Annotated in this window: 22 protein-coding genes and 3 pseudogenes; 7 read left to right on the top strand and 18 right to left on the bottom strand. The window is 69.4% G+C overall.

Going from position 1 to position 24332, the window contains the following annotated elements:
* Window positions 1-4: 4 nt before the first annotated feature.
* The 10 genes from JYK04_RS04520 to JYK04_RS04475 form a co-directional block, all read right to left on the bottom strand.
* Complete coding sequence (locus JYK04_RS04520; protein WP_189746837.1) at window positions 5-1087, bottom strand: lytic polysaccharide monooxygenase auxiliary activity family 9 protein; 1083 nt, start codon at window positions 1085-1087, stop codon at window positions 5-7.
* A 257-nt stretch (window positions 1088-1344) separates the two neighbouring features.
* Window positions 1345-1833, bottom strand: a complete 489-nt coding sequence (locus JYK04_RS04515) for a hypothetical protein (protein WP_189746839.1) — start codon at window positions 1831-1833, stop codon at window positions 1345-1347.
* Between the two features lie 141 nt (window positions 1834-1974).
* Window positions 1975-2652: a hypothetical protein gene (locus tag JYK04_RS04510; protein ID WP_189746841.1), complete on the bottom strand. Its 678-nt coding sequence runs from the start codon at window positions 2650-2652 to the stop codon at window positions 1975-1977.
* Between the two features lie 7 nt (window positions 2653-2659).
* Window positions 2660-4429 carry a serine/threonine-protein kinase gene (locus JYK04_RS04505; RefSeq protein WP_189746843.1) on the bottom strand — a complete coding sequence of 590 codons (1770 nt, stop codon included), beginning with the start codon at window positions 4427-4429 and terminating at the stop codon, window positions 2660-2662.
* Window positions 4430-4590: 161 nt separating this feature from the next.
* The gene (locus JYK04_RS04500; protein ID WP_189746845.1) at window positions 4591-5664 is read right to left on the bottom strand and encodes a GRAS family protein; all 1074 of its coding nucleotides are present in this window, start codon (window positions 5662-5664) and stop codon (window positions 4591-4593) included.
* A 50-nt stretch (window positions 5665-5714) separates the two neighbouring features.
* Window positions 5715-7727 (bottom strand): hypothetical protein, encoded by a 2013-nt coding sequence (locus JYK04_RS04495; RefSeq protein ID WP_189746847.1) that lies wholly within the window; start codon window positions 7725-7727, stop codon window positions 5715-5717.
* Entirely contained in the window at window positions 7675-9225 is a 1551-nt protein-coding gene (locus JYK04_RS04490; RefSeq protein WP_229876852.1) for a purine-cytosine permease family protein, read from the bottom strand. The genes JYK04_RS04495 and JYK04_RS04490 overlap by 53 nt, the downstream gene beginning before the upstream one ends.
* Window positions 9226-9397: 172 nt before the next feature.
* Window positions 9398-9847 carry a hypothetical protein gene (locus JYK04_RS04485; protein ID WP_189746849.1) on the bottom strand — a complete coding sequence of 150 codons (450 nt, stop codon included), beginning with the start codon at window positions 9845-9847 and terminating at the stop codon, window positions 9398-9400.
* An 89-nt stretch (window positions 9848-9936) separates the two neighbouring features.
* Window positions 9937-10161, bottom strand: a complete 225-nt coding sequence (locus JYK04_RS04480; RefSeq protein ID WP_189746851.1) for a hypothetical protein — start codon at window positions 10159-10161, stop codon at window positions 9937-9939.
* 122 nt (window positions 10162-10283) lie between these two features.
* A complete protein-coding gene (locus JYK04_RS04475) occupies window positions 10284-11552 on the bottom strand; it encodes a helix-turn-helix transcriptional regulator (RefSeq protein WP_189746853.1) in 1269 nt (422 codons plus the stop codon).
* Between the two features lie 197 nt (window positions 11553-11749).
* On the opposite strand from JYK04_RS04475, the gene JYK04_RS04470 reads away from it, so the two are divergent.
* Both JYK04_RS04470 and JYK04_RS04465 read left to right on the top strand, forming a co-directional pair.
* Window positions 11750-11962 carry a hypothetical protein gene (locus JYK04_RS04470; RefSeq protein ID WP_189746855.1) on the top strand — a complete coding sequence of 71 codons (213 nt, stop codon included), beginning with the start codon at window positions 11750-11752 and terminating at the stop codon, window positions 11960-11962.
* Window positions 11963-12272: 310 nt separating this feature from the next.
* A complete protein-coding gene (locus JYK04_RS04465; RefSeq protein WP_189746856.1) occupies window positions 12273-13433 on the top strand; it encodes an RICIN domain-containing protein in 1161 nt (386 codons plus the stop codon).
* 36 nt (window positions 13434-13469) lie between these two features.
* Here JYK04_RS04465 and JYK04_RS42090 read toward each other — a convergent pair.
* A pseudogene (locus tag JYK04_RS42090) lies at window positions 13470-13754 on the bottom strand (substrate-binding domain-containing protein); the annotation flags it as partial.
* On the opposite strand from JYK04_RS42090, the pseudogene JYK04_RS04455 reads away from it, so the two are divergent.
* A pseudogene (locus JYK04_RS04455) lies at window positions 13648-14348 on the top strand (transposase); the annotation flags it as partial. The pseudogenes JYK04_RS42090 and JYK04_RS04455 overlap by 107 nt on opposite strands.
* Here JYK04_RS04455 and JYK04_RS04450 read toward each other — a convergent pair.
* A complete protein-coding gene (locus tag JYK04_RS04450; protein ID WP_189746922.1) occupies window positions 14342-14662 on the bottom strand; it encodes a hypothetical protein in 321 nt (106 codons plus the stop codon). The pseudogene JYK04_RS04455 and the gene JYK04_RS04450 overlap by 7 nt on opposite strands.
* A 104-nt stretch (window positions 14663-14766) precedes the next feature.
* Between JYK04_RS04450 and JYK04_RS04445 the strand changes: the two are divergent.
* Window positions 14767-14994 (top strand): annotated as a pseudogene (locus JYK04_RS04445) (helix-turn-helix domain-containing protein); the annotation flags it as partial.
* Between the two features lie 188 nt (window positions 14995-15182).
* Here JYK04_RS04445 and JYK04_RS04440 read toward each other — a convergent pair.
* Window positions 15183-15845: a hypothetical protein gene (locus JYK04_RS04440; protein ID WP_189746857.1), complete on the bottom strand. Its 663-nt coding sequence runs from the start codon at window positions 15843-15845 to the stop codon at window positions 15183-15185.
* 285 nt (window positions 15846-16130) lie between these two features.
* Window positions 16131-16577 (bottom strand): GNAT family N-acetyltransferase, encoded by a 447-nt coding sequence (locus tag JYK04_RS04435; protein WP_189746859.1) that lies wholly within the window; start codon window positions 16575-16577, stop codon window positions 16131-16133.
* Between the two features lie 553 nt (window positions 16578-17130).
* On the opposite strand from JYK04_RS04435, the gene JYK04_RS04430 reads away from it, so the two are divergent.
* Window positions 17131-19764, top strand: a complete 2634-nt coding sequence (locus JYK04_RS04430) for a LuxR C-terminal-related transcriptional regulator (RefSeq protein WP_229876853.1) — start codon at window positions 17131-17133, stop codon at window positions 19762-19764.
* A gap of 19 nt (window positions 19765-19783) precedes the next feature.
* Here JYK04_RS04430 and JYK04_RS04425 read toward each other — a convergent pair whose 3' ends face one another.
* Window positions 19784-20629 carry a hypothetical protein gene (locus JYK04_RS04425; RefSeq protein WP_189746863.1) on the bottom strand — a complete coding sequence of 282 codons (846 nt, stop codon included), beginning with the start codon at window positions 20627-20629 and terminating at the stop codon, window positions 19784-19786.
* A gap of 276 nt (window positions 20630-20905) precedes the next feature.
* Here JYK04_RS04425 and JYK04_RS04420 point away from each other — a divergent pair, with 276 nt between their 5' ends.
* Together JYK04_RS04420 and JYK04_RS04415 are read left to right on the top strand one after the other, a co-directional pair.
* Window positions 20906-21652, top strand: coding sequence for a tetratricopeptide repeat protein (locus JYK04_RS04420; protein ID WP_189746865.1), 747 nt, complete (start codon window positions 20906-20908; stop codon window positions 21650-21652).
* Window positions 21653-21683: 31 nt separating this feature from the next.
* Window positions 21684-22145 carry a hypothetical protein gene (locus JYK04_RS04415; RefSeq protein WP_189746867.1) on the top strand — a complete coding sequence of 154 codons (462 nt, stop codon included), beginning with the start codon at window positions 21684-21686 and terminating at the stop codon, window positions 22143-22145.
* A gap of 26 nt (window positions 22146-22171) precedes the next feature.
* On the opposite strand, the gene JYK04_RS04410 is transcribed toward JYK04_RS04415, so the two are convergent.
* From JYK04_RS04410 to JYK04_RS04400, 3 genes are all read right to left on the bottom strand, one after another.
* The gene (locus JYK04_RS04410; protein WP_202186029.1) at window positions 22172-22561 is read right to left on the bottom strand and encodes an NADAR family protein; all 390 of its coding nucleotides are present in this window, start codon (window positions 22559-22561) and stop codon (window positions 22172-22174) included.
* A 120-nt stretch (window positions 22562-22681) separates the two neighbouring features.
* On the bottom strand, window positions 22682-23131 hold the full coding sequence (locus tag JYK04_RS04405) for an acyl-CoA thioesterase (RefSeq protein WP_189746869.1): 450 nt from the start codon (window positions 23129-23131) through the stop codon (window positions 22682-22684).
* A gap of 163 nt (window positions 23132-23294) precedes the next feature.
* Window positions 23295-24242, bottom strand: coding sequence for a LysR family transcriptional regulator (locus JYK04_RS04400; RefSeq protein ID WP_189746916.1), 948 nt, complete (start codon window positions 24240-24242; stop codon window positions 23295-23297).
* Between the last annotated feature and the right edge of the window lie 90 nt (window positions 24243-24332).

Raw genomic sequence — 24332 nt, 5'->3', positions numbered from 1 at the left:
GGTGTCAGTGGAGCACCACGTCGCACACGGACAGGAAGAACTCCCCGGTCTTGCGGCCGTTGCCGCCGTCAGGGGTGTCCGGTCCGCCGTGACCGCCCCAGACATGCACGATCGCGGCCCGTCCGTTCCGGGACGGGAGGGTGGCGAACTCCCACTGGGTGGAGTCCTCCTCCTTCGGAGCTCCCTGGACCTCGATCAGGAACGGAATGGGCTCCAGGTCCTCCCACGAGAGTCCGCTGCCGGGGTCCCACCCGCCGCGGGTGAGGAACCAGCGGTGCGACCAGGTGTCGTCCGTGTGATAGGCCGTGTAGTCGTACGAGAACGTGTGGCTTGCGGCGGAGGCGTCCAGCCGGGTCGTGGGCCAGTCACCGAGATCCGGACGGGGAGCGAGGTCGAGACCTGCGAACGCCGGGTTGCCGGTGGAGGCGACGGTGCTGCCCTCGAAGAACTTCCGGTACTCCAGATAGCGCAGGGCGTTGTTCCAGGGGTAGTCGGCCAGCATGCGGTCGGCCCCCGGCAGCACCTCCTGCCAGGTGGTGCTGGTGTTCTCGGCCCGGGCCTTCGCACAGATCGGAGAAGGGTCCTCGTCCCTGATCGCGACGGCGGCCCGGCTGCGCGGGTGGTTCATCGTGCCGTGACGCGGAGCGTGGTCGGCGACGCCGGACTGCGCGCCCCGGGGTTCCCGCGGGGCGGACCAGGGCACCGCCGCGGCCGAGGCGACGGTGACCTCGTTGGTGAACGCGGTGAACGAACCGTCGACCTTGGCCCGGATCTTCACCCGGTATTCGGCGTCAGGCTCCTCACCCAGGTCCACCCAGTGGGAGTTGGACGGGGCCCAGTCCCAGGCAGGCCAGTGGAGGAACACCGTCTGCCGCGCCTCACCGTTGATCCACACCTCGTAGACGTGCGGATAGGGAGCGTCGCCTTCGTTCCAGTCCGCGGGCGGGGGCCACGTTCCGTGGTCGGGCCGGTTGTCACCGATCTGCCACCGCAGATGGATGCCGAACATCTGGTGGTGGCCGTCGGATCGGTGCTTGATGTCGGCCAGGAGCCCGGAGGGCGCCTGGATCTTGGCGCTGCTGCTCATGAAATCCTTCTCATCCGGATTCAAAGGAGATCGGCGGCGGCCGCGGAGCCGGCCCGGAAAACGGTTCCGGCCCGTCGTACGTCCACCCGCAAGGTCTGCCCCGCGGCCATCCCGGTACGACGGGAGCGCGCGGCGTGCCGCTTCTCCTTCGAAGAAAGAGGTGCCTGCTCTGTCGATCCTTGCGGGTTCCGGCACGGCCGTTCGGCCGCGCCGCACACGTGATCGTTTCTGCGGGCCGGTCCGCCACCCGGACGGCCCTACTGCGCACAGCGGAAGTCGTAATAGCCCTCGCCTGCGACGAGGACCGAGGTGAAGGAGACGGGCAGGCCCTGCCCGTCGCGCGGTACTTCCTGGGAGGTCCGGCGGGTGAAGCCCAGCGAGACGCCCGGCACGACGACGTTCTCCGGGTCCTCGGCATCCACGCTCCACCCGCGCCCGCGCAGCTCCGCGAGGACCGTGTCGGCCGGCGTCGTGAAGACCTCGTGCCCCTCCAGGAGGACACGCGCGGTGCTCAGCCGGCTCTCGCCGGGCCACCACAATTCCACGGCCGTCGCATGGTCCTCCGCATCGAAGAAGACCGTGTAGCCGACCCCGCCGAAGTCGCCCATGAGCCGACGCGCCCGCCGGGCGGTGGGGCCGGCGATCCGCGGCTCGCCCCAGGGCCGGACCGCGGTCAGGGCCTCCTCGTACGGCCTTCCCAGGCGTACGGGCCCGGCAGCGGTCGGTGGTGCCAGGAGCAGATCCATGCCGCTTCTCCGATCGTCCCCTGGAGCACTTCGCAGCCCCTGCACCTGGCCTGACGGGTCATCCGCACGTCCTCGGACTCCCGGAGCGGCGGTGATCGTCTACGAGGCTACCGTGCGCCCCCTGCGCCCCGTGCCGCAGAGTCACAGGTGGCAGGTGTAGGCGAAGGTGGCCTCGGCGCGGGCAGGGTTCGGCGACAGCACCTCCAGCACAGCGGTGGCCTCCATGGAGCCGGGCCCGTGGAAGGCCCAGTGGAGCGTGACCTCGGTCAGCCGTGCTCTCGGTGCGATCCGCTGCCGTACCGGGCTGGTGACCGTGCCGTCGCTGCGGCGCCAGCGGTAGCTCAGCGTTCCGCCTTCCCCGTTGCTGCGGATCGTCGCCAGCACGGTGACGACGGTGTCGCAGCCGACGGCCGGGGAGCTGGGACGCACGGTGACTCCCGTCACCGACAGCGGATCGCCGGTCTGCTGCCGGATGAGGAGGAACACGGCCGCCAGCGCCGCCCCCGCCACGATCAGCCGACCCCGGAGGCGGCCGCGCCTGCGCTGGGCACCGGCCGTGTACGGCGCGCCCGAAGGTTCGGTGAGGGTGCCGTGCCACACCGCCGTCAAGCGTCCCAGGCCGCCCGACGGAGGATCGGCGGGTGCGGGTGCGGGTGCGGGTGCGGGCGCGGGAGGGGGCGTGGTGGAGTGGATGTCCTGCTCGGAGGGCGGCATGCCCCAGGCGGCCTCGTCCAGGAGGGTCGCGCTGGTCGCCTCGTCGGCCGGGTGCGATCGGGGGAGGTGGACGGTGAGCTCTTCGTCGTGCGGTCTGTGGTCCATGGCCGGCTCAGAGGACCGGGTTGCAGTCATCGGCGTAGAGCACCTTGTACGTGCCGGCACCCGTCGCTGCCGCGGGGTCGCTCGACACCTGGACACCCCAGTACAGGAAGGGGTCGCCGGATCCGAACGTGTGGGCGTAGGTCTTGCTGAACGAGGTCTGCCCGGCAGGGATGGTGATTCTGTCCGTCGCCACGACGGGGCCCCATCCCGGGGTGTTGCTGTGGAACCAGGTGAGGACCAGCGTTCCGGTGGCGACGCCGTCGGATTTCACGGATGCGACGGCCTGGGTGCCGAACTTTCCGGAGCAGCCGTACTGGGAAAGGGACACGGCCAGCACCCGCAGGGTGGGGGACGCGACGGGCGGTGCGACGGGAGGCGTCCCCGGGGGCGCGTTCGTGGTCGAGGGCGTCGGCCGTGCTGCCGATTCCGTGGAAGCGGGTCCGGCACTCGGCGCGGACGAAGAACCCCCGGCCGCCGTGGAATCCTCCGTACCGCTGCCGGTCCCGCCACCGGGTGGGGGACCGGCAGCGGTCCCCGACTGCTCAGTACCGGGGGCAATGGTGGAGCGGGGCCCCGTGGGGCGGGTGCCGGCCGGGGAGCCGGGCGCGCCGGGGGAGAGGGGCGAGCCGGCGGCGTCGGGAGCGTCGGGCGCGTGGCCGGAGTGCGGAGCGGAGCCCGTGGCGCCAGCCCCCGCGTCATCCCCTTCGGCGATCGCGGACAGCGCGAGGACCCCGGTGAGCAGAAGGGCGGCAGACCCGGCGACGACCGTCGGCTTGCGCCGGCCGACGGCGCGGATCCGGGACCGCGGCCGATCCGATGCCGCCGCTGAGGCATGTCCTGATGCGGGTGCGGTGGTTGTCGTGGCGAGGGTGGTGTCCGCGAAGGCCGTCGCCCCGGTCACGGCGTCGTTCGCGGAACCCACCAGCACCGGAAGAAGTGTGAGGAGCGCGGCCAAGCTGCGCTGCCCGCGCACCTCCCAGTCCTCGCCGTACGTACTGGTCGCCAGCGCATCCAGTTCTCGGACGAACGCGGCAGCGCTCGGCGGTCGTTCCACGGCCCGTTTGGCCAGGCCACGGCGGATCAACGGCCGCAGCGCCTCAGGAACCCTGTCGTCGGGTATGGGCGCCTCGATGTGCTGAACCGCCAGTTCGGCAGCCGTGGTGCCCGGGTACGGCTTGGAGCCGGCGAGGCACTCGAAGAAGACGGCCGTCGCGGCGTAGACATCGGTGACGGGGGTGACGGGGGTGACGGGGCGCCCGGTCCACTGCTCGGGAGCCATATAGGGCGGGGTGCCGGCGATGTCGGAGGCATCCCCACTGGCCACCGCGATCCCGAAGTCCACCAGCTTGGAGCAGCCGTCGAGGGCGACCAGAATGTTCTCCGGTTTGTAGTCCCGGTGCACCAGTCCCGCCTCGTGAGCTGCGGCAAGACCGAGCAACGAGCCCTTGAGCACGGTGAGGGCAGCCTCAGGACCCGTGGGACCCTCCTGGCGCAGCAGCGTCCTGAGTGAGACGCCGTCCACCAACTCCATGACGATCGCGGCGCCTTCGGTGTGCTCGACGTAGTCGTCGATGCGAACCACGTACGGCGACCGCAAGCCCATCAGCAGACGGGCCTCGGCGCGGAAGGCGGTGCGCGCGCCGTGGGTCAGATACTTGATCGCCACCGGGGTGCCGGAAGCCTGGTCCACGGCTTCGACGACCCTCCCGCAGGCGCCGGCGCCCAATTCCCTGCCGTGGACGTAGCCGGGAACCTCCCACTGTCGAGTTGCGCCCATGTCCCCGTTGTTCACCATTGCCCTCGCTGCATCGTTGCCGTGCGCCCGGGAGCCTGCGTCCCACCGCGCGGGCAGCCGGCCGGCTGCTGCGGCCAGTCAACCGATCAACTGCGTCGGGGCGCGTGAGCAACTGATACTCACCTCCACCACCGGTTCCACGGTCAGCGGGTGGGTTCGGCCACGATCACGGCAGCCACGGAGGTGTGCCGGTAGGCCAGTTCGAGGTGGGTGGGATGGGCGATGGTCGAGAAGCCCGCCGGCTGCCCGGCAGCGGGTGGGGGCGGCGGCAGGGGGACGGGGGTGAAACCGCAGGCGGTCAAGCGGTTGAGCCACGTGCGCGTCGGCTCGTGCCGTTCGTAGCGGGTGCTCTCACAGGTGGCGCCCACGACATCCGCTATCTCGCGGCCGAAGAACCGCTTCATCTCGCGCTTCTCCCCGTCGGTGGCGCCGGTGGCGTCGATCGCGGCGAAGACCGTGCCGTAGTGGTGCCAAGCGTTGGCCAGCCTGACCCGCAACGGCACGAGGTGGTGATCGCTGTCGGGTTCGCACAGCGCCAGTGCGGCCGGCTCCAGCCTGCGCAGTCTCCGCAAAAGCGCCGCGCGTGCGTCCTGTTCACCTTCGTGGTTCAGCATGTGGTGGAGAGCGAAGGAGGCCGTGACGAGCAGAGGGCGGGGCAAGCGCTCGATCATTTCCCACACGCTGTCGTCCACGTCCTCGCTCGCGGCGAGAACCGGACGGAAGTCGACCCGGGTTCCGGCAGGTACTTCCGGTCCGTTCATGGCCCGGCCGGCCGCGTCGAGGCTCCGCGCGGCAACATCGACACCGACGACGGTCACTCGCTCCAGCCCCGCGCGGGTCACCAGGTCCAGCTCCTGACGGCCCTGACCGATTCCGAGGCCGAGAACGGTGGCCTCCTGCCGGTCCACGCAATATTCCAGCAGCGCATCGTTGGCGAATTTCCCCGCCCGCAGGAATGGCAGGTGCTGATGCATCAGGTAGAACAGGTCGATCTGGGGCATGCCCTCTGCACGGAGGTAGAGATTGGCGGGCCGCTCCCTGCCGAGTCGGGTGGCCAAACCGGCGAGGAAGTAGTCGCTCAGGCCCGGACTGTCCTCCGAGAACTCGCCCGCCCTTTCCAAATGTGCCGCGAGCACCTCGAGTTCACCGGCTTCAGCGGCCGCTGCGGCCTTCTCCAGAAGTGAATACACGTTTTCCTCCAGGTCATCTGTGAGCACTGCCAGGAACGCAACATACGAGCCGAAGGAGGCGGCAGGGCCCGACGTGGTCAGAAAGGCCGGACGGATTGCGCGAGCGCGTCGAGCGCGTCGAGGACGGCCTGCGGCCGGATGCTCGTGCCGGCCAGGCCGGGAAATCCACCCCACGCGAGGCAGCTCCGCAGGTGTTCGACGAACGGGATGGCCCCACCGCGCCCGCGGCGAAGCTCCACGTCCGCGAAGGGGCCGGGGAGACGAACCGTGTCGACCGGTTCCGGCTGCGCGTCGCGGGGGTTCGCCTTGAACGACGGACCAGGACTGATCGTCAGGTCCAGAGGCGCGCTCATGCCCACACCTTGCCTCTCCCCGCGGGCCCATGTCTCCGCCTCGGCGACTGCCTCTTCGAGAGGAAGGACGACGAGGGGATCGAAGTGCGACAGATACATGAACGGGTACTTCTCCGGGACGTTGACGATCTCGTCCCTCTTCGGCTTCATGCCGTGCTTCTTCGGGTCATGGCGGAACCCTTCCGCACTGCCCGACAGGTCCACGGAGCCGACCACGAGATGGAAGGCGCGCAGCGAGAGCGGCAGGCGTCCGCCCGTGAGCCGCTCCAACCGCTCCACGTGCCGGAGCGCGTCGCGCGGGGGTGGGACGAGGGCGCGCGCCTTCTCGTGGAAGGGGTACGCCTCGGCGCGCAGCCGTTCGACGACAGCCTCCAAGCCGCACCGCACCCGCTCCATCGTCTCCACCGCGACGGCCTCGGCCTGCGCGGCGAGCGCCTTCGGCGGGCTCCGGTCAAGCGCGAGCAGTTCCTCCCACACGCGCTCGTGCTCACCGGCGCGATAGCGCTCGAAGAGATGGCCCGCCGGTGGCTTCACCGTGGACCTGGCCGCCGCCGCCCTCCGCCGGCGCTTCTCCACGCGCGCCGCGGCCTCGTCCACGAGCCCGGGGTCGAGCCGGTCGAGGAGCACTCGGGCCGTCGCACCGAGCTCGCGGTCTTGCGCGGCCCTCAGACATCGTTCGATCCAGCGTGGCTCGGCCGTCGCCTGCGCGGGCGAGAGCTTTTCGAGCGCGGTCCTCGCGGACTCGCTCCGCATGCCGCCGCAACGGAGCACCCGCTCCTCGAACAGAGGCGCCAGGACGTCAAAGGCGCGCGAGGGCCCGGCACGCAGCAGCGCATCGATCGCGATCGCCTGGCGATGGAGACGGTCGTACTCGTTGATCGGGACGCCCTCCGGCGACAGGGGCGAGGCCGCGGCCTCGAGGGCTTCCGGCGTCCCGATCTCGAGCAGGTTCTCGCCGGCGGTGGGAAGGAAGAGCCGTTGCCGAGTGAACAGCTCGCGCAACGCGGGAACAGCAGGTGTGTGGCCGGCCGCGGCCAGGCGGTGCGCGAGCCATTGCGTGAGGCCTCCATCATGGCCGTCCGTCGCGGCGAACCAGCGTGTCCTCAGGAGCGCGTCGAGCAGCCCCGCGCCCTCTCGAAGGGCCGGATGCCCGCTGAAGAGGCCCGCGCTCTCGGCTTGGTCGAAGCGGAGCTCGCCGGTGCTCACGCAGGCGATGAGGGCAGCGATCGGTATGCCCGCGATCTTGCCCTTCGGGATCTCACCGGGAGCGAGTGACCGGCGACGGAGCATGTCGAGGAGGATCTCGGGTGGCGCCGAGGAGGGCTCCCGCTTGATGATCTTCTCGGCGCGTCCCCGCATCACGAGTTCGAAAGGGACGCGGTTGTGCCCGAAGGTGAAACCGTCGAGATCGATCCGCATCACTTCCAGCGCGAACGACATGGCCGCGGTGGGCGCGACGGCGGCGAGTACCTCGATGGCTGCGTTCAGCGCATCGGGACTGCTGTTCGTGAGCGCCGCCATGAATGCCCCGCCCGTCGCGTAGCGCTGCACCAGGGGGCAGACACCGCCCGTCCAGAGGCGACCGGCGTAGGTTTCACCGACGTCGATACCGGTGCGCGCCGCGGCCGCGTGCAGTTCGGCAGGGTCGTGCGCGCCGAGCGACCGGACGATGCGGGAGTTGAGGTCATCGATCAGGGCGGTCGGATCGGCCGGTGCTCTTGCCGGGTCCATGGGCATTGCCTGATTCCTTCTTGACGGGCCTTGCCCCGGCGTATCCCCCGGGCCGTCCGGCAGCGGTCGGAGAGTGCAGGTCGACGGATATGGAGAGGGGCGCGACGGCCGCGGGCGGCCCGGGACGACGATCGGCCAGCACCGCGTAGAGGGCACCGCTCACCAGCAGCCCCACGACGAACGAGACGTCGGCGCCGTCCATGGCTTCCGCGACCGGTCCGCGGAAGAAGGTGGTCGAGATGAACGGGACCATGGCGAGGAGGCCCATGACGTACGAGGCCAGGCCGCGCCAGGACCAGCGTCCGTAGATGCCCTGGTCGTCGAAGATGTCACGGATCACGTACCGGCCCTTGCGGACGACGTAGTAGTCGACGAGGTTGACCGCGGTCCACGGGACCAGGAAGTAGAGCATCAGCAGGACGAAGCCGCTGAAGCCGGCCAGGTAGTCGTCGGGCAGGGACAGGGCCACCGCGAGCACCACGACGCCGACGGACAGGACAACGGCGGCCCGCAGGCGCCTCGTCGGCCGGTCCCGCCGGAAGGCGTCCACGGCGCTCACTGCGGTGAGCATCGCACCGTAGGTGTTGACGCCCATGACGCTGATCAGGGCCAGAGCCGACGCGAGCACGACGACTGAGCCGAAGCCCGAAACGATGCCGTCGCCGCTCCGGAGCAGGCCGGTGACGGCATCGTCGGCGGGCATGTGGTTGCCGATGAAGGCGCCCAGGGACATCAGCCACACCGCGGAGCCGGCCGCACCCGCGTATGTCCACCAGATCACCTGGCGTGGGGCGGCGTCTGCGGGCAGGTACCGGGAGTAGTCCGACACGTAGACGGCGTAACTGATCTGGTAGCCGGCCGCAGCGGCGAAGACGGTCAGGAACGATGTCCATGGGCTGCCGGCCGCCGGGGCGACGATCGGCGCGTCCCACCACTGAACGACGGTTCCGGCGGTGAGTACCCCGAACACGAGGACCAGGAGCCCGGTCAAGGCGCGTTGCACGAAGTGGATCAGGTCATGCCCCACCAGGGCCAGCACCACCGACACCACGGCCAGGACGGGGTACCAGAGCCAGGGGCCGCCGCCGACGATCCGTGCCAGCCCCTGGGCCGCGAGTACGGTGTTGAAGACGTTGAAGCCCACGTAGACGAAGATGACGGCCGTGAACGGTACGACGGCTCCCCGGACCCCGAACTGGGCCCTGGACTGGATCATCTGAGGCAGGCCCATACGGGGCCCCTGATTGGCGTGGACCGCCATGAAGAACGTGCCGAAGCAGGCACCGAGGACCACGGCCGCCACCGACCAGCCCAGTCCGAGGCCGATCGAGGGGCCGATGAACCCGATGACGAGAGTGGTCAGGACGAAGTTGCCGGAGAACCAGAACGGGCCCTGGTGCCAGAGTTTGCCGTGACGTTCGTCCGCCGGGATGTAGTCGATGGACCGTGCCTCGGGGGCGGTCACCAGAGTGAGACCGCGGCGCGGGGCTTGCTGGTCGTGCACAGGGGAGTCCTTTGCGCTCAGAGCCGGGAAGAGCGGCCATACCGCGACCGGCGGCTGGCTGCCCAGCAGAAGTCAACCGGGCATCGGATCCTCGGCACATGAGCAAGCACTACTCATCCCGGCACCACGACGGCCTCTTGCTTCCCGTCGGTCGGAATCGGCCCTGCGGCCGTCAGCCCAGGGGATTTTGAACCATCGAGGCCCGGTCATCGCTCATTGCGGTATAGACGGTCACGATCGAGGCAACAGCATCGAGTTCGGTCGGGCCCACGATCCGCAGCCATGCGAGCTCACAGAGCCCGTCGAACCGCCGGATACGGCCGGCGGCGTCCGCAGGCCAAGAGTGCGGGAGCGCCGGCAGGTGGATCAAGGAGATCTCGTCGATGAAGCTGCCGGCGATCTGCGGGGGCTTGTCGACCGAGACGTGGTGGAGATGGGAGAGGGAGACCACTACGTCCGGCTTCCACGGCCCTTCCCTGAGAGGGATCTCCAGGGAGTCCTCCTCGGCGAAGGCCTCGAACGAGATGCGACTGATGGAGTAGCCGACGCATGATGCGAGTGTGCGTGAGGCGTTGCTGCATCGATTCTTGAAGGCGTCTCGCGCCTCAGCCTTATCGGTCACAACGAGAGGCTACGAGCCCCATTGGCCTGCGTCGATCGGGTTGGGGATGGACCAGGACCGGCACGGGAAACCGAGGGCCACTGAGCCTTTCAGTCGTGCCATCCCGCGTTCGACGGGTGGTCGGCGAGGACAGGAACGCCCTGGCGTTCGCAGATCCGGATGATCCGGATGACCCGGTGCGCGCGGGTCCTTCGGACCGCGTGTGGGGCGAGGGCGTCGATGTCCTGCTGGAACGCCGAGGAGACCCCCTGCCTGATGGTCTGGTCCAGTGCGCAGGGTTCACCCTCGGCCGGTGGGCCGCTTACGGCCGACACGGAGTGGGCGATGCCTCGATGTTGGTCCTGGCGAGACCGGTGAAGGTCCCCGGCTCGGCTGTCCCGTGACCGCCTCGCCACGGCCGTGCACCGAAAGCAGTCCGGCCCGTGGAGGAGTTTCGTCACGCGGGCGGCGGGTTTCGTGACGGTTGGGCGGTGTCGGCCTGCGGGAGTGCGTCTCTCGGGGATTTTCGTGTGCGGTAGGCGCGGGAGCGGCATTTGGGGGAGCAATAGCGGGCCGGTCGGCCGGTGGCTCGTCCTGAGGCCCGTGTGGGCAGGGCCGCGCCGCAGACCGTGCACGGGGGTACCGGGTCGGGCCGGACGGTGTCCGGGGCGGCTTCCTTCGCGGGTACGGGCAGGGGCGGGGATGCCGGATGGCGGGTGAGTCCTTGTCGTTCGGCGATGACGCCTGCTTCGAAGCGGCTGTGGGCGCCGAGGGTGTCGAGGAGTTCGGAGACGTGGCGGCGGCAGGTGCGCAGTGAGATGCCGAGGCGGCGGGCGATGGTGTCGTCCTTGATGCCTTTGGCGAGCATGACCAGGATGGTCTGCCTCATGGTCTGGGAGACGGCTTGGGCGGCGTGGGGGCCGCTGGCGTAGGGGGTGGCATGGGCCCAGTCGCGTTCGTAGACGTCCAGGAGGTAGGCGAGGAGGTCGGGTTCGCGGATGATCAGGGCGCCGCCGGAGCGGGCCGGGAGCAGGGCCAGGGCCTGGTCCACGATGATCATCTGGGGCAGTACCTCGGGCAGGGTGCGGATCTGGGCGCCTGCGGCGACGAGGTGTTCGGCGTGGGTGCGGGTGGGCTGGTCGAAGCGGGTGGCGTGCTGGTAGAGGCTGCGCATGCGGATGCCGCGTTCGAGGAGGGCGAGGTCGCGGGGGAGGGCCTCGCGCAGAGCGGCGACGGGGAATGAGCCGCCGTCTTTGGAAACCAGGACTTCGCTGTGGCAGGAGTCGATGACCTCGGTGAGCAGCGTGCGGACCGCGAACTTGTCGGGCAGGTGGTCGATGGTGCCCTGGGGGAAGGCGTGCTGGCGGGCCTGGAGGTAGACGGGCATGAGGGCCGCGAGTCCGTCGTGCTGCTCCTGGATCTGCCGGCGCCGGGTGCGCAGGGCTTCTTCTTGTGCGCGGAGGGCGGCGTCGCGGTCGGAGAGCAGTTGGCTCGCGGCGGCCTGGGGGCTCACCGGCTGCCAGCGCACACCGGGATCCCCGGTCGCGGCGGGGACTTCTTGGAGGAGGCAGGCATCGAGGAGGGAGCTCAGCGCCTGGTGGCTCTCGTGCTCGCCGATTCCGGTCTCGGCGGCGGCCCGGGACAGGGCGGCCGGGGTGAGGCTCTGGTGGACAACGGTCCAGCGGTAGAGCAGGACCGCGGCGCTCCCCAGTTCGGGTATGCCCATTGGCCCGCTGTCACCTGACGCATTGCCCATGGAACCCCTCCTAAAAGTGCATGGCACACAGATGATGCCCCGTGGGACTGCCGCGGGCGGCGCCGGGTCGGCACAGTGGTGATCACAGTCGGCACAAGCGGCCGGCGACCACAGCACGACATCAGCGGACTGACCGCTGCCGGGCGACACAGCAGGAGTTGACGCACATGCGGGGAAACACGGCCCGGGCACTGGTGGCCCTCGTACTGGCCGCGGGCATCGGATGGGGCGGTGCCGCCGTTTCCGCCGCTTCGGACAGGCCCGTCGCCGGGCACCGCGCCAGTGCTGACACGGAACTTCCCGGGTGGCTCGACCCGGGCAAGGACTGCCCCGTGACGACCGCGTGGGGCGACGAGGGCTGCCCGACCCGGCAGTACTGACGCGGTGCGGTCCGCCTCGTCAGCGGACCACTAGGTCGTCTCTTTCGGATCTTGCCGGGCCCGCGACGCCCGGCACCGCACCTGGCCGCGTTGTCGGGGCGCCCGAGTACGTCCAGTACACGGTGCGCTCCTCCGCCTTGCCATGTACGGCACCGGACGCCGCGGGCTCGGCCGACAAGATCCGAAAGAGACGGCCTAGCGGCCCCTGACTGAGTCCCCCCATCTCATCCCCTTCCCAGGAAAGGCGCCGACCTTGCCACGCTCCGACCTTCTTCACCCACGCACCAGGACGCTCGCCACGCTGATGGCGATGGCCGCGCTCGTCGGCTTGCTGATCGGCCTGCCGGCATCGCCGGCCGCAGCGGACACGCCCAACGCCCACACCATCGCGACCTACAACTCGCAAGGCGCCCGCTGGTCGGACGTCCGGCAGCTCAGCAACGAGAACGACATCGTCGCCGTCCAGGAGGCGGGGTCGGAACCGAGTTTGTACGGCATGGTGTTCCAGCAGTCCTACAACCGCAGCGGCTACACCGTCCGCCTGTATCGCTGGGGCAGCCGCTACGTGTACTGGATGAGTCCGCTGGGAGACACCCGGGTCAACCTCGCCATGGTCACGCACACCATGGCCCACGAGGTCTACGTCGCCCCGCCCGGCCGGGCCGGCGCCCGCCCCGCGCTGGGGCTGCGCATGGACGACGACATCTACTACAACGTGCACGCGCTGGCTTCGGGAGCGCGCAACGAAGCAGAGGAACTGGTACGCCAGGTCCGCAACCAAGCGACCGCGGCGGGCCGCGCGTGGACCGTCATGGGCGACTTCAACCGTGACCCGGACCAGGGCATGCACAACCTCGCCGCGGGCCTGGGCGCGCAGGTCTACCACACCGGCGAGGCGACCCAACAGAGCGGCGGCGAACTCGACTACATGATCTCGTCGCGCGCGCTGGGAAACTATCGGGGGACACGCATGGGCGGCCGCGGCTCCGACCACTACCCGGTCTACTTCCGCACGCATCTGGTGGCGAACGGGTCCGTGGTCGAGCTGATCAGCGACAGCGACCACGAGAAGTACCTCACGTTCGAACGCGGGAGCAACGCCAACGGCACGCACCTGGTCAGCGACACCTGGAACCCCAGCAAATCGCAATGGAAGCTGCGCAGCGTTCCCGGCGGCGGCCAGTACGACTTCAACTTCGTCAACAGGTCGACCGGCAAGTGCGTCGACGTCGACAACGGCCGCTTCGCGAAGAGCGGCGACGCCCTCAACGAGTGGGACTGCGAGGGCCAAACCTCCCAGGTCTTCACCATCTACCGCTGGGTCGAGGAGCCGGGGGCCTGGATCATCATGCAGAAGAACACCAGCTTGTGCGTGAGCACCACGGGCACCAAACCCAGGTACCTCGCCCTGTTGTCGTGCGGCGCTCAAGCCACCCCCAACCAGCGCTTCCTGCCGCACTTCTACAACTAGGATCATCCACGTCCAGGATCGGCCGTCTTCAGGTCGGGCCGAGTCCCGGACGACCAGCTGCGGCTCGAACAGCACCGGCGTGGCGGCTTCCACCGCGAGCCCGACCGTCTCGGGAGCCGCCACGGCGTCGAGGAGGAGCCGGACCATCTCCGCAGCCATGTCCTCCACCGGCTGGCGCACGGTCGTCAGCCGCGGGCGGCAGGACAGGGCGGCGTTGGAGTCGTCGAAGCCGACGACGGCCACGTCCTCCCGGATCCGCCGGCCGTGCTCGCGCAGCACCGGGCAGGCCATCAGGTCGTTGGCCTCGAACACCCCGTCCAGTGGTCAGTGGCGGGAGATGCCTGCCGAGTTCGGCCCCTGGGCCACCGTCTACGGACGCTTTCGCGTCTGGCGGGACGCCGGTGTTTCACCGCCCTGACAGAAGGCCTGATCGCCGAGGGTGGCCGGGTGGGGAGAACGGACTTGTCGCCGGTCAGCGTGGACTCCACGACGGTCCGCCCCCACCATGACGCCGCAGGGATGCGGGTCGGCAAGCACCGCAAGCAGGCCCTGGGAGGAGCCGCGCAGAAGCAGGAGACGGCCCGGCGACAAGGGGCGGACCGGAGGAACAGAGCGGACAGGGCGAGCGTCGAGGCGTCCGGCGCCGACGCAAGCTCCGCCTGAAGGAGGCCCTGCTCGGCAGGTCTCCGGGGCGGACTGACCGGCAAAATTCATCTCGCCTCGGATCGCAGGTGCCGCCCGCTCGCGTTGGTCTTGACCCTCGGGCAGGCCGCGGACAGCCCGCAGTTCATCCCCGTCCTGAAGAGGGTGCGGGTCCGTCTGCCCGTCGGCCGCCCCGCACGACGCCCGGCGCGGTCGCCGCGGACAAGGCCTCCTCGTCTCGCGGTAACCGCTCCTACCTGCGCAGATCACGTAAGGCGGTCTCGGTGTCCTGGCGGGTCAAGTGGACCGCGGCAACGAGCCCCGCCCAGGGTGTACGCCGCCCGGTTGAGCTTCTCCGTGAAGCCGACGCCCGCGCTCTGCCCGGCGCAGGCGGCCGGGGTGGGAGGAGCGGTCAGGTGGCCGGTGCGCCGCAGCTCCTGGGCGGGCCACGCGGGCAGCGCCGCGGGTATGCGCGCGTGCCCGACGGGCTGGTTGGTGCCTGCGGTGCCGTGGAGGCGGCCCGCCCCGGCCAGGACCGCCGTTGCGGCCAGATCATCTGCAGCGGCATGGCTGCAGGCACGATGCATCCCCTGCACCTTGGAGACCGTCAGTGAGCTCTTTCGTCCTGGCCACTGATCGGGTGACGGCGGCTGCGCACGCAACGCACGAGGCCCCCACGCCGTTGAGGGAGGTGCTCGAATTCTCAACCCAGCGGCGCGGGGGCCCGTTTGTTGCCTGTCTTGCTGCACTCGACCTGCCGCATGTTCTGGTCGAGTGGGTCACCCGCGAGGGTGCCCGGCGCTGCAAGCTGCCGCCGCACCAACGTGCGCTGGTCGCCTTGGTGTACCTGCGCAAGCACGACCCCCTCACACAGGTAGCCGTCGGCTTCGGGATCTCCGTCGGCACCGCCCGCGCCTACCAGGGAGCCGGACCGTGGGTGACCACCGGGGCTCACTGGAGCAGGATCATCCAGGGTGCCCCGCTACCACGGCTCGAGGTCCCGGACCAGCTCTGGGCACCTGGCGAACGGCCGACGGTCGGGGTCTCGATGCCACCGGGTACGAGGAGTTGGCCGCAGCGGACGCTTCGGGGGGCCCGCGAAGTTGGTCAGTTCGGCGCTTCGAAACGTTCGTTGATGTTCCAGACGGCCGCATCCTGGACGTCGGGTTCGTTTATTTCAACAGCGTTTTGATGGAGGTCGACGAACAGTGCCACGGGCTCCATGTCCCCGACTCCGAAGAACGAAACATGGCCTGCGCCACCAAATTCCTTCGCGGAAGTCCCTGCAAAGATCAACGGAAGGCGATACTCGCAGTACGTGTCATAGTCGCGGAAGGCTCCGCTCGTCATGACATCGGCGTGATCGCGCAATGACATGCAGTGGACCCTCAGCAGGCTCGGGGCTGGATTGACGCGCAGGTGATCCAGAAGGTCCTCGACCCGAGCATCCCGCTTCAGCTTCCGGGCCTCGAGGAGGTAGATGCCGGGATTTCCCTCATCGTCCACGGTCGGCATCCAGTCCGCGATGTCTTCTTCCGTGATCTCACGACCGGCGCGCCGAAGTTCACCCAATGCTTCTTCCAAGGTCGAGGCATCCTCAATGATGAGATCCGTCAGTAGATCCTCATCGAACTGATCGAACCTTTCCGAGAATCGGGGGAGAGGCTCGAGTCGTGCCCGCTGCTCGATGAGGACCTGTCCGCGCCATGCCTCGAAGTCGCCAACGGAGGGAAATGTGAGCCGCATTTGAAATTCAATGCCGAATGCCACCTTGTGTTCACCCTGATTCGCGTAGGATCGGTTCGGTTTTCTCATCTTCATGGAGTGGCTCTCGGCGTGCAGTCAGTAGGGTCCGCCGTCGCCCGGACGGGGCCGAGTCCGCCTCTCGATGGTCCAGGTGAAGATCCTGCCGCTCAGAGGCCGTCGCAGCCGGCGGCGCGTCGGTAGCAGATCAACGCGTTGGCCATGCATGCGAAGCCCAGGAAGTGCTCGGCCTTGCGTTCGTAAGACCGGGAGCAGGCGTCGCCATGCTTGGAGCAGCGAGCTTCTGGCGATTCACGGTCGGGAAAGCCGCAAGTCGATCCAGGGGATGGTGTCCCCCGGCAACAGGTAGCGCTCGGTCTCGATGAACCCGTGCTGCTGTGCGAACCGCAGGCCGTCCTCGTTCGATGACAGGACGACGGTCTCGATCACGGTGGCACCCAGTTCCCGCGCGCGGTGGAGCCCACGCCCATAGAGTGCTTCGCCGAGTCCCTGTCCGCGGTGAGCGGAGAGCACCCGAGCGATCACTGTCGCCGTCGAAGTGTCGTCCGTCGGCGGACGTACCGTGCTGCACCCCACGAGCGTGTCATCGAGATATGCGACTTCCAGGTGGTGGCGCTCGGAACGTTCCCGTACCCCTTCCAAAGACAGGACGTGGGTCGGGATGATCGCGTTGTGGACGTGCTGCCAGTCTTGGAGAGTGGCATCGCCGTCGGGCTGTTGGAACCGAAGGGCAGACATCGCAGTAGGAGACCTGAGTACTCTTCGGACGTCAACTCCGTATGCCGTCTGCCAAGTCACGGTTGAAGTTGCGCGCGCTGCGCCAATGGTGCCCCCACGCCTCCGGAGCACAGCATCCGGCCAACCGCTGCGTACAGACCGGCAACGATCGCCGTCAGACTTCGTCCCGACCCGGAAATGACCCGAGTTGGGAATGGACTTCGGCAACACCGGCGGGGTGAGCGTCACTCCGGACAGCCACGGGTTCGATTCGCCGACCACGCGATCTGAACCCACCCGCGTTCGGATATGATCCGCTGGGCCGCGGACGAGCCGTCCCCTCTCCTGACATTGCACACCAGTGAGCACTCCGCGATCGAAGAGTGTCACAGCGTGTGTGAGTGGCCCGTTTCGCGCATTTCTCCCCCGACCCCCTTCTTCGGCGGTATTGAACGAGAACTGCGGCACGGGAATGGCGGGGGTCGTGTTGTCGAACGTGGTCGCGCAGGCCGCGGACGTCCGCGAAGCCGGGCGGGTGTCAATCAGTGGGGGCAGGGGAATGAACCGAAACGGTGTGGTGCAGCGTTGGCCGCTGGTCGGGCGCGAGGTCGAGCTGAAGGATTTCGACGAAGTCCTGTCGGAACCTCGCAGCGCCGCCTTTCTGGTCTTCGGGCCGGCCGGAGTGGGCAAGTCCCGGCTGGCCGAGGAATGTCTGGACCGCGCGGTCGCCCTCGGGCACCGCATCGGCAGGGCGGTCGCCACCGCGGCGGCGGCGTCGGTTCCCCTGGGCGCCATCGCTCATCTGCTGCCCGACGGTGTCGACCTGTCCGACCCGGTCTCGGGATTCGCCGCCGTGGCCAGGCTGCTGTCGCAGCCGGGTACGGTGCGGCCCCGCATGGTGATCCTGGTCGATGACGTCCACTTGCTCGACGCGACCTCGGCGATGCTGTTGAGGCAGTTGATGGACGCCGGGGTGATCTTCCTGCTGGGAACGGTTCGGTCGGGAGAAGGCCAGGCGCTGGCGGTGGCCGCGCTCGGGCACGGGGACGCCGTGCGGCAGGTGGACCTCGCCGGGTTCACCCGTGAGCAGGTCGTGACGGTGCTGGAACAGGTCCTGGAGGGGCCGGTCGGGAGGAGCGCGGTGAACCACCTTCTGACGAACAGTGGCGGCAACCCCCTCTACCTGCGGGAACTGGTGGTCGGGGCAGTTGCTGCCGGAGTGCTGACCTGCGACGGCGAGATCTGGGACATGACCGCGGACCGGCTGCCGGGCACGCGGCGCCTGACCGATCTGATCCGTTCCCGGCTCTCCGTCGCCCCACTTGCCGGCCGACAGGTACTGGATGTCCTGTCCCTGTGCGAGCCGCTGTCCCTGGGCCATCTGGAACAGGACGCCGAACCGCAGGTCCTGAGTCAGTTGGAGCAGTCGGGGCTGATCGTTGTCGTCCAGGAGGAACGACGCTCGGCGGTCCGGCTGGCCCACCCCCTCTACGGCGAGGTGCTGCGCGCAGACATGACCGCGCAGTGCCGCAGGGACACCTTGCTCCGGCAGGTCCATCTGCTGAAGCGGAGCGGGGCCCGTCGCCGGGAGGACGCGGTCCACCTCGCCACCTACAAGCTCGCGGCAACCGGCACGGCCAACCCGGCTCTGCTCGTCCGCGCGGCGGTCCTGGCGGCGCACGCCCGCGAGTACCCCCGGGCGCTCGATCTCCTCCGGGCGATCCCGCAGGAGCACCAAAGCTTCCAGGTCCGGCTGCTGCTGGGCAAGACCCTGTACGAGGCGGGTGACTTCCGGCAGGCCGATCACGTGCTGTCCCGGGCCGACGCCATGGCCACGACCGAAGAGGAAGTACTGGCCGCGCTGCCGCTCCGGACACAGAACCTCCTGTGGGGGGTGGGAGTGCCGTACGCAGAAGTCCTCGACGTCATAGAGTCCGCCCGTTGCCGGGTCACCAGCTCGCTCGGTCTCCGTGTCCTGCGGGTCAACGAAGCGGCGTCCGCGCTCACCGTGGGGGACGTCAGGCGCAGCCTCGCGTTGAGCGCGGACCTCGAACCCGAGGGCACGCAGGCACCGGACGCCCAGACATGGCTGTGGGCCGCCATGACGAGGTCCACGGCTCTCGCGGTCACGGGGCGTGGGGAGGAGGCCGAGGTCTGGGTCCGACGTGCCATCGCCTTCAGCTCGGCCGTCGACGAAACCCGGTCCACGGCCGCGGACGAGGTGGCCCTCCGGGCGGTTCTCGTCCTCGCCCTGGCGGAGAGCGGTCGCCTGGTCGAGGCCCGAGAGGTGGGCGAGCGGGCCTTCGCGGGCCTCACGGACGCGAGTCCGACCGCGGACCGCCGGCTGTTGGCCTTCTATCTGGCCCGTGGCACATGGACAGCCGGACACCCGGCTCAGGCGCGGCGCTGGTTCGCGGAGGTGGCCCGAGCGTCCCGCCCGCACACCCCGGTCGTGCTGTCGATGGCACTGGCGGGTCTGGCGGCGGCCGCCGCACTGCAGGGAGACTGTGAAGCGGCGGAAGCGGCCCTGGCCGAACGCGATCGGCTTCCCGCCGCGGGGTTCTTCCCCGAAGAGAGACTCGGCGAGGCCTGGCTGTACGTCGCCCGCGGTGAGCTGACCCGCGCACGAGCAGTTCTGACGGCGGCCGCCAGGGAGGCGTTCGAGCGCGGGGAAACCGCGTCCGAAGCGATCCTGCTGACCGATCTCGTCCGGCTCGGGCAAGCGGGGGAAGCGGCCGGGCGGCTGACCGAGATCGCCGCGGAGCGCACCGGGCGTTTCCACCGGTCCCGTGCCGATCTGGCCGTCGCATGGTCCACACGCGACCCCGAAGGGCTGCTCGTCGCCGTGGACGCGCTGGAGGCCATGGGGGCGGACCTGCTGGCAGCCGAGGCGGCGAGCACCGCGGCCTCCCTTCTGAGAGCGGCTGGGCAGACCCGTCGGGCCAACGCCGCCACCGTCCGCGCCGACGATCTCGCGGCCCGCTGCGAGGGAGCGAGAACCCCTGCTCTCATGGCCGTTGAGGCGGTCGTACAGCTCACCGGGAGAGAGCGCGAAATCGCGCTGCTCGCCTCCCGGGGCATGCTCAGCAAGGACGTCGCCGCTGCGCTGACCATATCCGTACGTACCGTCGACAACCACCTGCAACGCATCTACAACAAGCTCGGCATCACCACGCGCAAGGAGTTGGCCGACCGGCTGCTTCCATGACCGTGCCGCGAGCATTCCGTCAGGTGTGCCGGGTCGCGGTGAGAATTTCACGGAACCCTTCGATGAACTCCCTGGAGGCGGCACTGTCGTCGAGGGGGAAGGGGTAGCTCGATGACTCGGTGGAATCCAGCCACGCCGACCTGACATATATTTCGCGCTCCCCGTCACTGTCCTCCCGGCGGGGCGGCTCGCTCACCATGGTCTGCTGAAGCCTCCCCACGAAGGCGACTCCGTGGCCTTCGGCGTGTGCTGTCAGAATAATGACCAGGTTCTCGGTGAGAATGCATGCCTCGACCACGGGAGCCGGCCCGACGTATGCCCCACGCGGGAGCAGGCCGTTATCCGGGTATCGCGTTTCACAGCACAGCTTCGTCGCGGCGCGGAGGTCCCCCAGCGAGTATCTGTGCACCGTGTCTTCCAGCAGGGGGAGGAGGCGGTCGTCGAGATCGGTGATGCGACACAGCCTGGTGTGACGCTCCCTCGGGCCCTCGCCGGCGACCGCCCACGGCCCCCATTGCCCGTACCGGGAAAAGGGGGAGAACCTCGCCTGGAGAAATACGAACGTCAGGCCGGCGGTGATGCACACCACCCCGATGATTACATGTATTGTTCTGCCGTGCTCAATGCCTGACGCCAGCAGTCCCAGCCCTGCCGCGAGAATGGATGCAGTGCCAATAAAAGGCATTCCACGTATGGCGAGGATCACCGAGAGTGCCAGGCTCAACGTAAAGACTGCGGCGATCAACCCGATTGACCAAACCATGCCAGGGCTGTACGAGACGGAGGCGATCGAATATGCGGAGAACGTTTCTCCCAAGAGGGCTGTCGCTGCCAGAGCCGCAGCAGAGGACTTTCTATTCAGCATGACGGAAACGCACTCCTCGGGGGTGTCCTGAAAATGCCAGGTGTTCGGGTTGGAGTTTTGCGCGTACACGGCAAGGTGTCGTGAGCAACGCCTACTCAACCGGGATCCCTCGGGCCGCTGCGCACACCGCAGCAGCCCGCCGCGCGACCACTTGCACATCCACATGACCGACACCCCGCTCACTCACTCAGGAAGGCCGAACCAGTGGACAAGGCGCCGAACGACGACACGAACGCGCGGGCGGATGCAGATGCGGATGCGGGAGACGGTGACGCCATGAACCGCCTCGGCACCGAGCTCATGGAGCAGGACCGCATCGACGAGGCCGAGCACGCGTACGCGTACGCCGCGCGGAGCGGCCATCCGAGCGGGATGTACAACCTGGGCCTCCTGCTCTGCCGCCACCGGGACAACCACGCCGAGGCCGAGTCATGGTGGCACCGCGCCGCCGAGGCCGGCCATGTCCGGTCCATGGTGGCCCTGGCCGATGCGATGGCCAGTCGCGGTGACTCCGGGGACGCCTGGCCCTGGTACCGGCGCGCTGCCGAACACGGCGATGCGGGAGCGGCGTTCGGAATCGCGGTCCTCCATGCCGACCGGGGCGACACCCAAGCCGCACTCACCTGGTACGAACGCGCCGCGGACGGCGGCGACCTGCGCGCCATGTGCAACCTCGCCACCCACCACGCCCTCCACGGCGACCCCGGCACCGAGCTGTCCTGGTGGCGCCGCGCCGCCGAGGCCGGCGACTCCGGTGCCGCGTACAACCTGGCGCTCTGTCTCGTGGGCTCGGACGTCGCGGAGGCCGAGGGCTGGTACCGGCACGCCGCGGATTCCGGGCACGCGGGCGCCGCCGCCAATCTGGGCGTGCTGCTCGCCGAACGAGGTGACCTCGCCGGCGCCGAGCCCTGGCTGAGGCGGGCCGCCCACAACGGGAGTCTCCACGGGCGGAACAACTACGGGGTCCTCCTGCGCATGACCGGCCGGGAGGCGGAGGCACGCGCATGGCTCGAACGTCCGTGAGCCCCCGGAGGAGGCGTTGACGGAGACGGAGGTGGAACTCGAGGACGTTCCCGGCTGGTTCTGGGAGGTCCTGGACACGGCCAGGCCCAGCCTGTCCGCCCTGGAGGCATGGCTGGATGCACAGCCGAGAGACGTTCTGGAGGAGTACGCGCTGGCGTACCTGGAGGCCGCCGAGGCTCTGATCGACTTCTCGGAAGGCGTGACGGTCGACGGAGCCGGCTGGTCCGAGGACAGTACCGAGGACCTCTGCATGTGGGTGGTCGGCCAGGGGCGCGCGTTCTGGCGTTCGACCGTCGAGGGGGCCTGGGAACTCCCGGACGCCGCACAGGCGTACCTGGGGCGCTCCTCACCCCTCGTGGGGGAGGTGACGCCATGGGACGAGCAGGTCCGCCGCCCGGAGCACACCGGCTACCGGTCCCCGGGCACGCTCGTCCACGGCGTGTACCGGAGGCGCTTCGGGCAGGACCTGGACGAGCGGCTCACGGCCGGATGACGTGTCCGTCCCCTGCGGCGCGCCCGTCACCCACCCGCTTCGCCGAGTTCGGCAAGCAGCCGGCCGCGCGTACGCATCAGGATCCGGCCGAGCATGTTCTTGCCGGTCCCCGTCCGGCCGCGTCCCCAGTAGTGGTCGGAGGTCGTGTCCTCGACGATCTCTTCGTCCCCCGTGGCCAGCAGGATCGCGCCGATGTCGGCGTGCGTGCGGAACTTGGCCGCCACGGCGCGGCGCATCACGTCGTCCTTCACCCGCTCCCAGTCCCGCCGCATCGGCTTCGACCGGTCACGGCCCAGCTCCGCCGCGCGCAGCGGGGTGCGGGCCCGGCGGATGAGCTCGGCGTGCCGGGTACCGGTGAACTTCTGCGCCTGGAAGTGGTGTTCCGTGGTCGGCCACCAGTGGCCGTCAAGGTCCACCCCGTGTGCAAGCAGCCGTAGGGAACTTCCCCGGCACCGTGGAAAAAGATCGTCATGCGTACCTCGTGGCAGGGATGGGAACCGCACCGTGCCAGTGGCCGGCCTGCGCCCGCAACCGACTTACCGCCCGGCCGGCCCGTGCATGAGACCGTGCGCGGTTTCCCGCAGCTCGTCGCTGAAGGCGAGGGGCTTCAGCGTTTCCGGGTCTATCCGCACCTGCACCCGATGACCGTGTGCATGGACACAGCGGCCGTCCGTGGACCTCACCTGGAACTCGTACATCACGCTGGTGCGGCCGAGCCGTGCAATCCGGAACCACACGCCCACGTCCCCCGTGCCCCGAATCGGCTCCTCGTACGTGACGAGGAATTCGCGCACGACGAGATGGGTGTCGCGAAACCGTGAGCGATCCGGATCCGTGCTCCAGCCCCGTTCCTGCCAATAGGCCGTGATGGCTCGTTCGACGAACAGCGCATGGCGCGAGTTGTGCACCATTCCCAGGAAGTCCAGGTCGTCGAAATGGACCTGGACCGGTCGGGTGTGTCCCGCTCCGACGGGCAGTTCCTGCATGACCGTTCCCCCTGGTGCCTGGTCCTGTGCGTCCGGTACGAATCGACGCCCGGCCACAGATGACCACGGCCGCCGGGTGGTCCGCATGAGTAGCCGATACCCAACCCGGCGGACCGCTCGCGCGCCCGCACGCCGGATCGGGCACCGGCCACTGTGACCGGCATCAGCGCTCCCGCGCCGGGCGGAGGACTCGGCGTACGGCGTCGCGCAACCACTGGTGGGCTCCGTCGGCGCTGTGCCGCGGGTGCCAGGCCATGCCGATCGTCAGGGGTGGCAGCGGCAGCGGGATGTCCAGCAGGCGCAGGCCCATCGCGCGGGCCGCGTCGCCGAGCGGGGAGGCGGGCTCGCCCGGCAGCGCGGTCGGTACCAGGCAGACCGCGTCGCCCACCGCGGCCAGCGCCATCGCCGCCAGATGTCCGGGCAGCACGGCGCTGACCCGCCGGCCGAGTCCTTGCTCGGCCAGCGCCGCGTCCAGCGGGCCGGTGAAGCGGCCCCGGCGGCTCACCGCCACGTGTTCGGCCGCGGCCAGCCTCGCGGGGGTCAGGGTTCCCTCCGCGAGCGGGTGTCCGGCCCTGACGCCGGCCGACAACCGCAACGTGACCAGCTCCTCGACCCGGGTCTCCGGGTCGACGTGGTCGATCGCCCCGATCTCCAGATCGACCCGGCCCTCACGCAGCGCGGGGCCCGCCTCCCACTCCTCGGCCAGTACCCGCAGCGATACGCCCGGGGCCCGGCGCCGGGCCAGCCCGAGCAGGCCCGGCGCCAGTGCAGCGCCGACCAGGTCCGATGCCTGGACGGTGAAGGTGCGCCGCAGGGTGGCGGGGTCGATCCTGCCGCTCGGGGTGAGGAGTGCCTCCAGCTGCCGCACCACGGCGGCGGCCTCGTCGCGCAGTGCCTCGGCGCGGGGCGTGGGCACCATCGCCTGTCCTGCCCGTACCAGCAGCGGATCCTGGAGCACCCGGCGCAGCCGGGCCAGGGTGCGGCTCATCGCCGCGGGGGAGGTGCGCAGCCGCGCGGCGGCGCGGGTGACGCTCTGCTCGGTCAGCAAGGCGTCGAGGGCGACGGCGAGGTTGGCGTCGAGGTTCGGAACTGGGCTGCTCACCGGTGTTATTCCGTTTCGGGCAATGATCGGTTGCTGAAGTTCCCATTGTGGCAATGCGGGAGGCGCTCGCACGATGAGGGGGTCTTGTAGATCCGTCAC

Origin of the sequence: Streptomyces nojiriensis (genome assembly GCF_017639205.1) — a bacterium.
Classification (GTDB): Bacteria; Actinomycetota; Actinomycetes; order Streptomycetales; family Streptomycetaceae; genus Streptomyces; species Streptomyces nojiriensis.
Note: the sequence above shows the minus strand (reverse complement) of the source record. Positions and strands in the feature narration are given on the sequence as shown.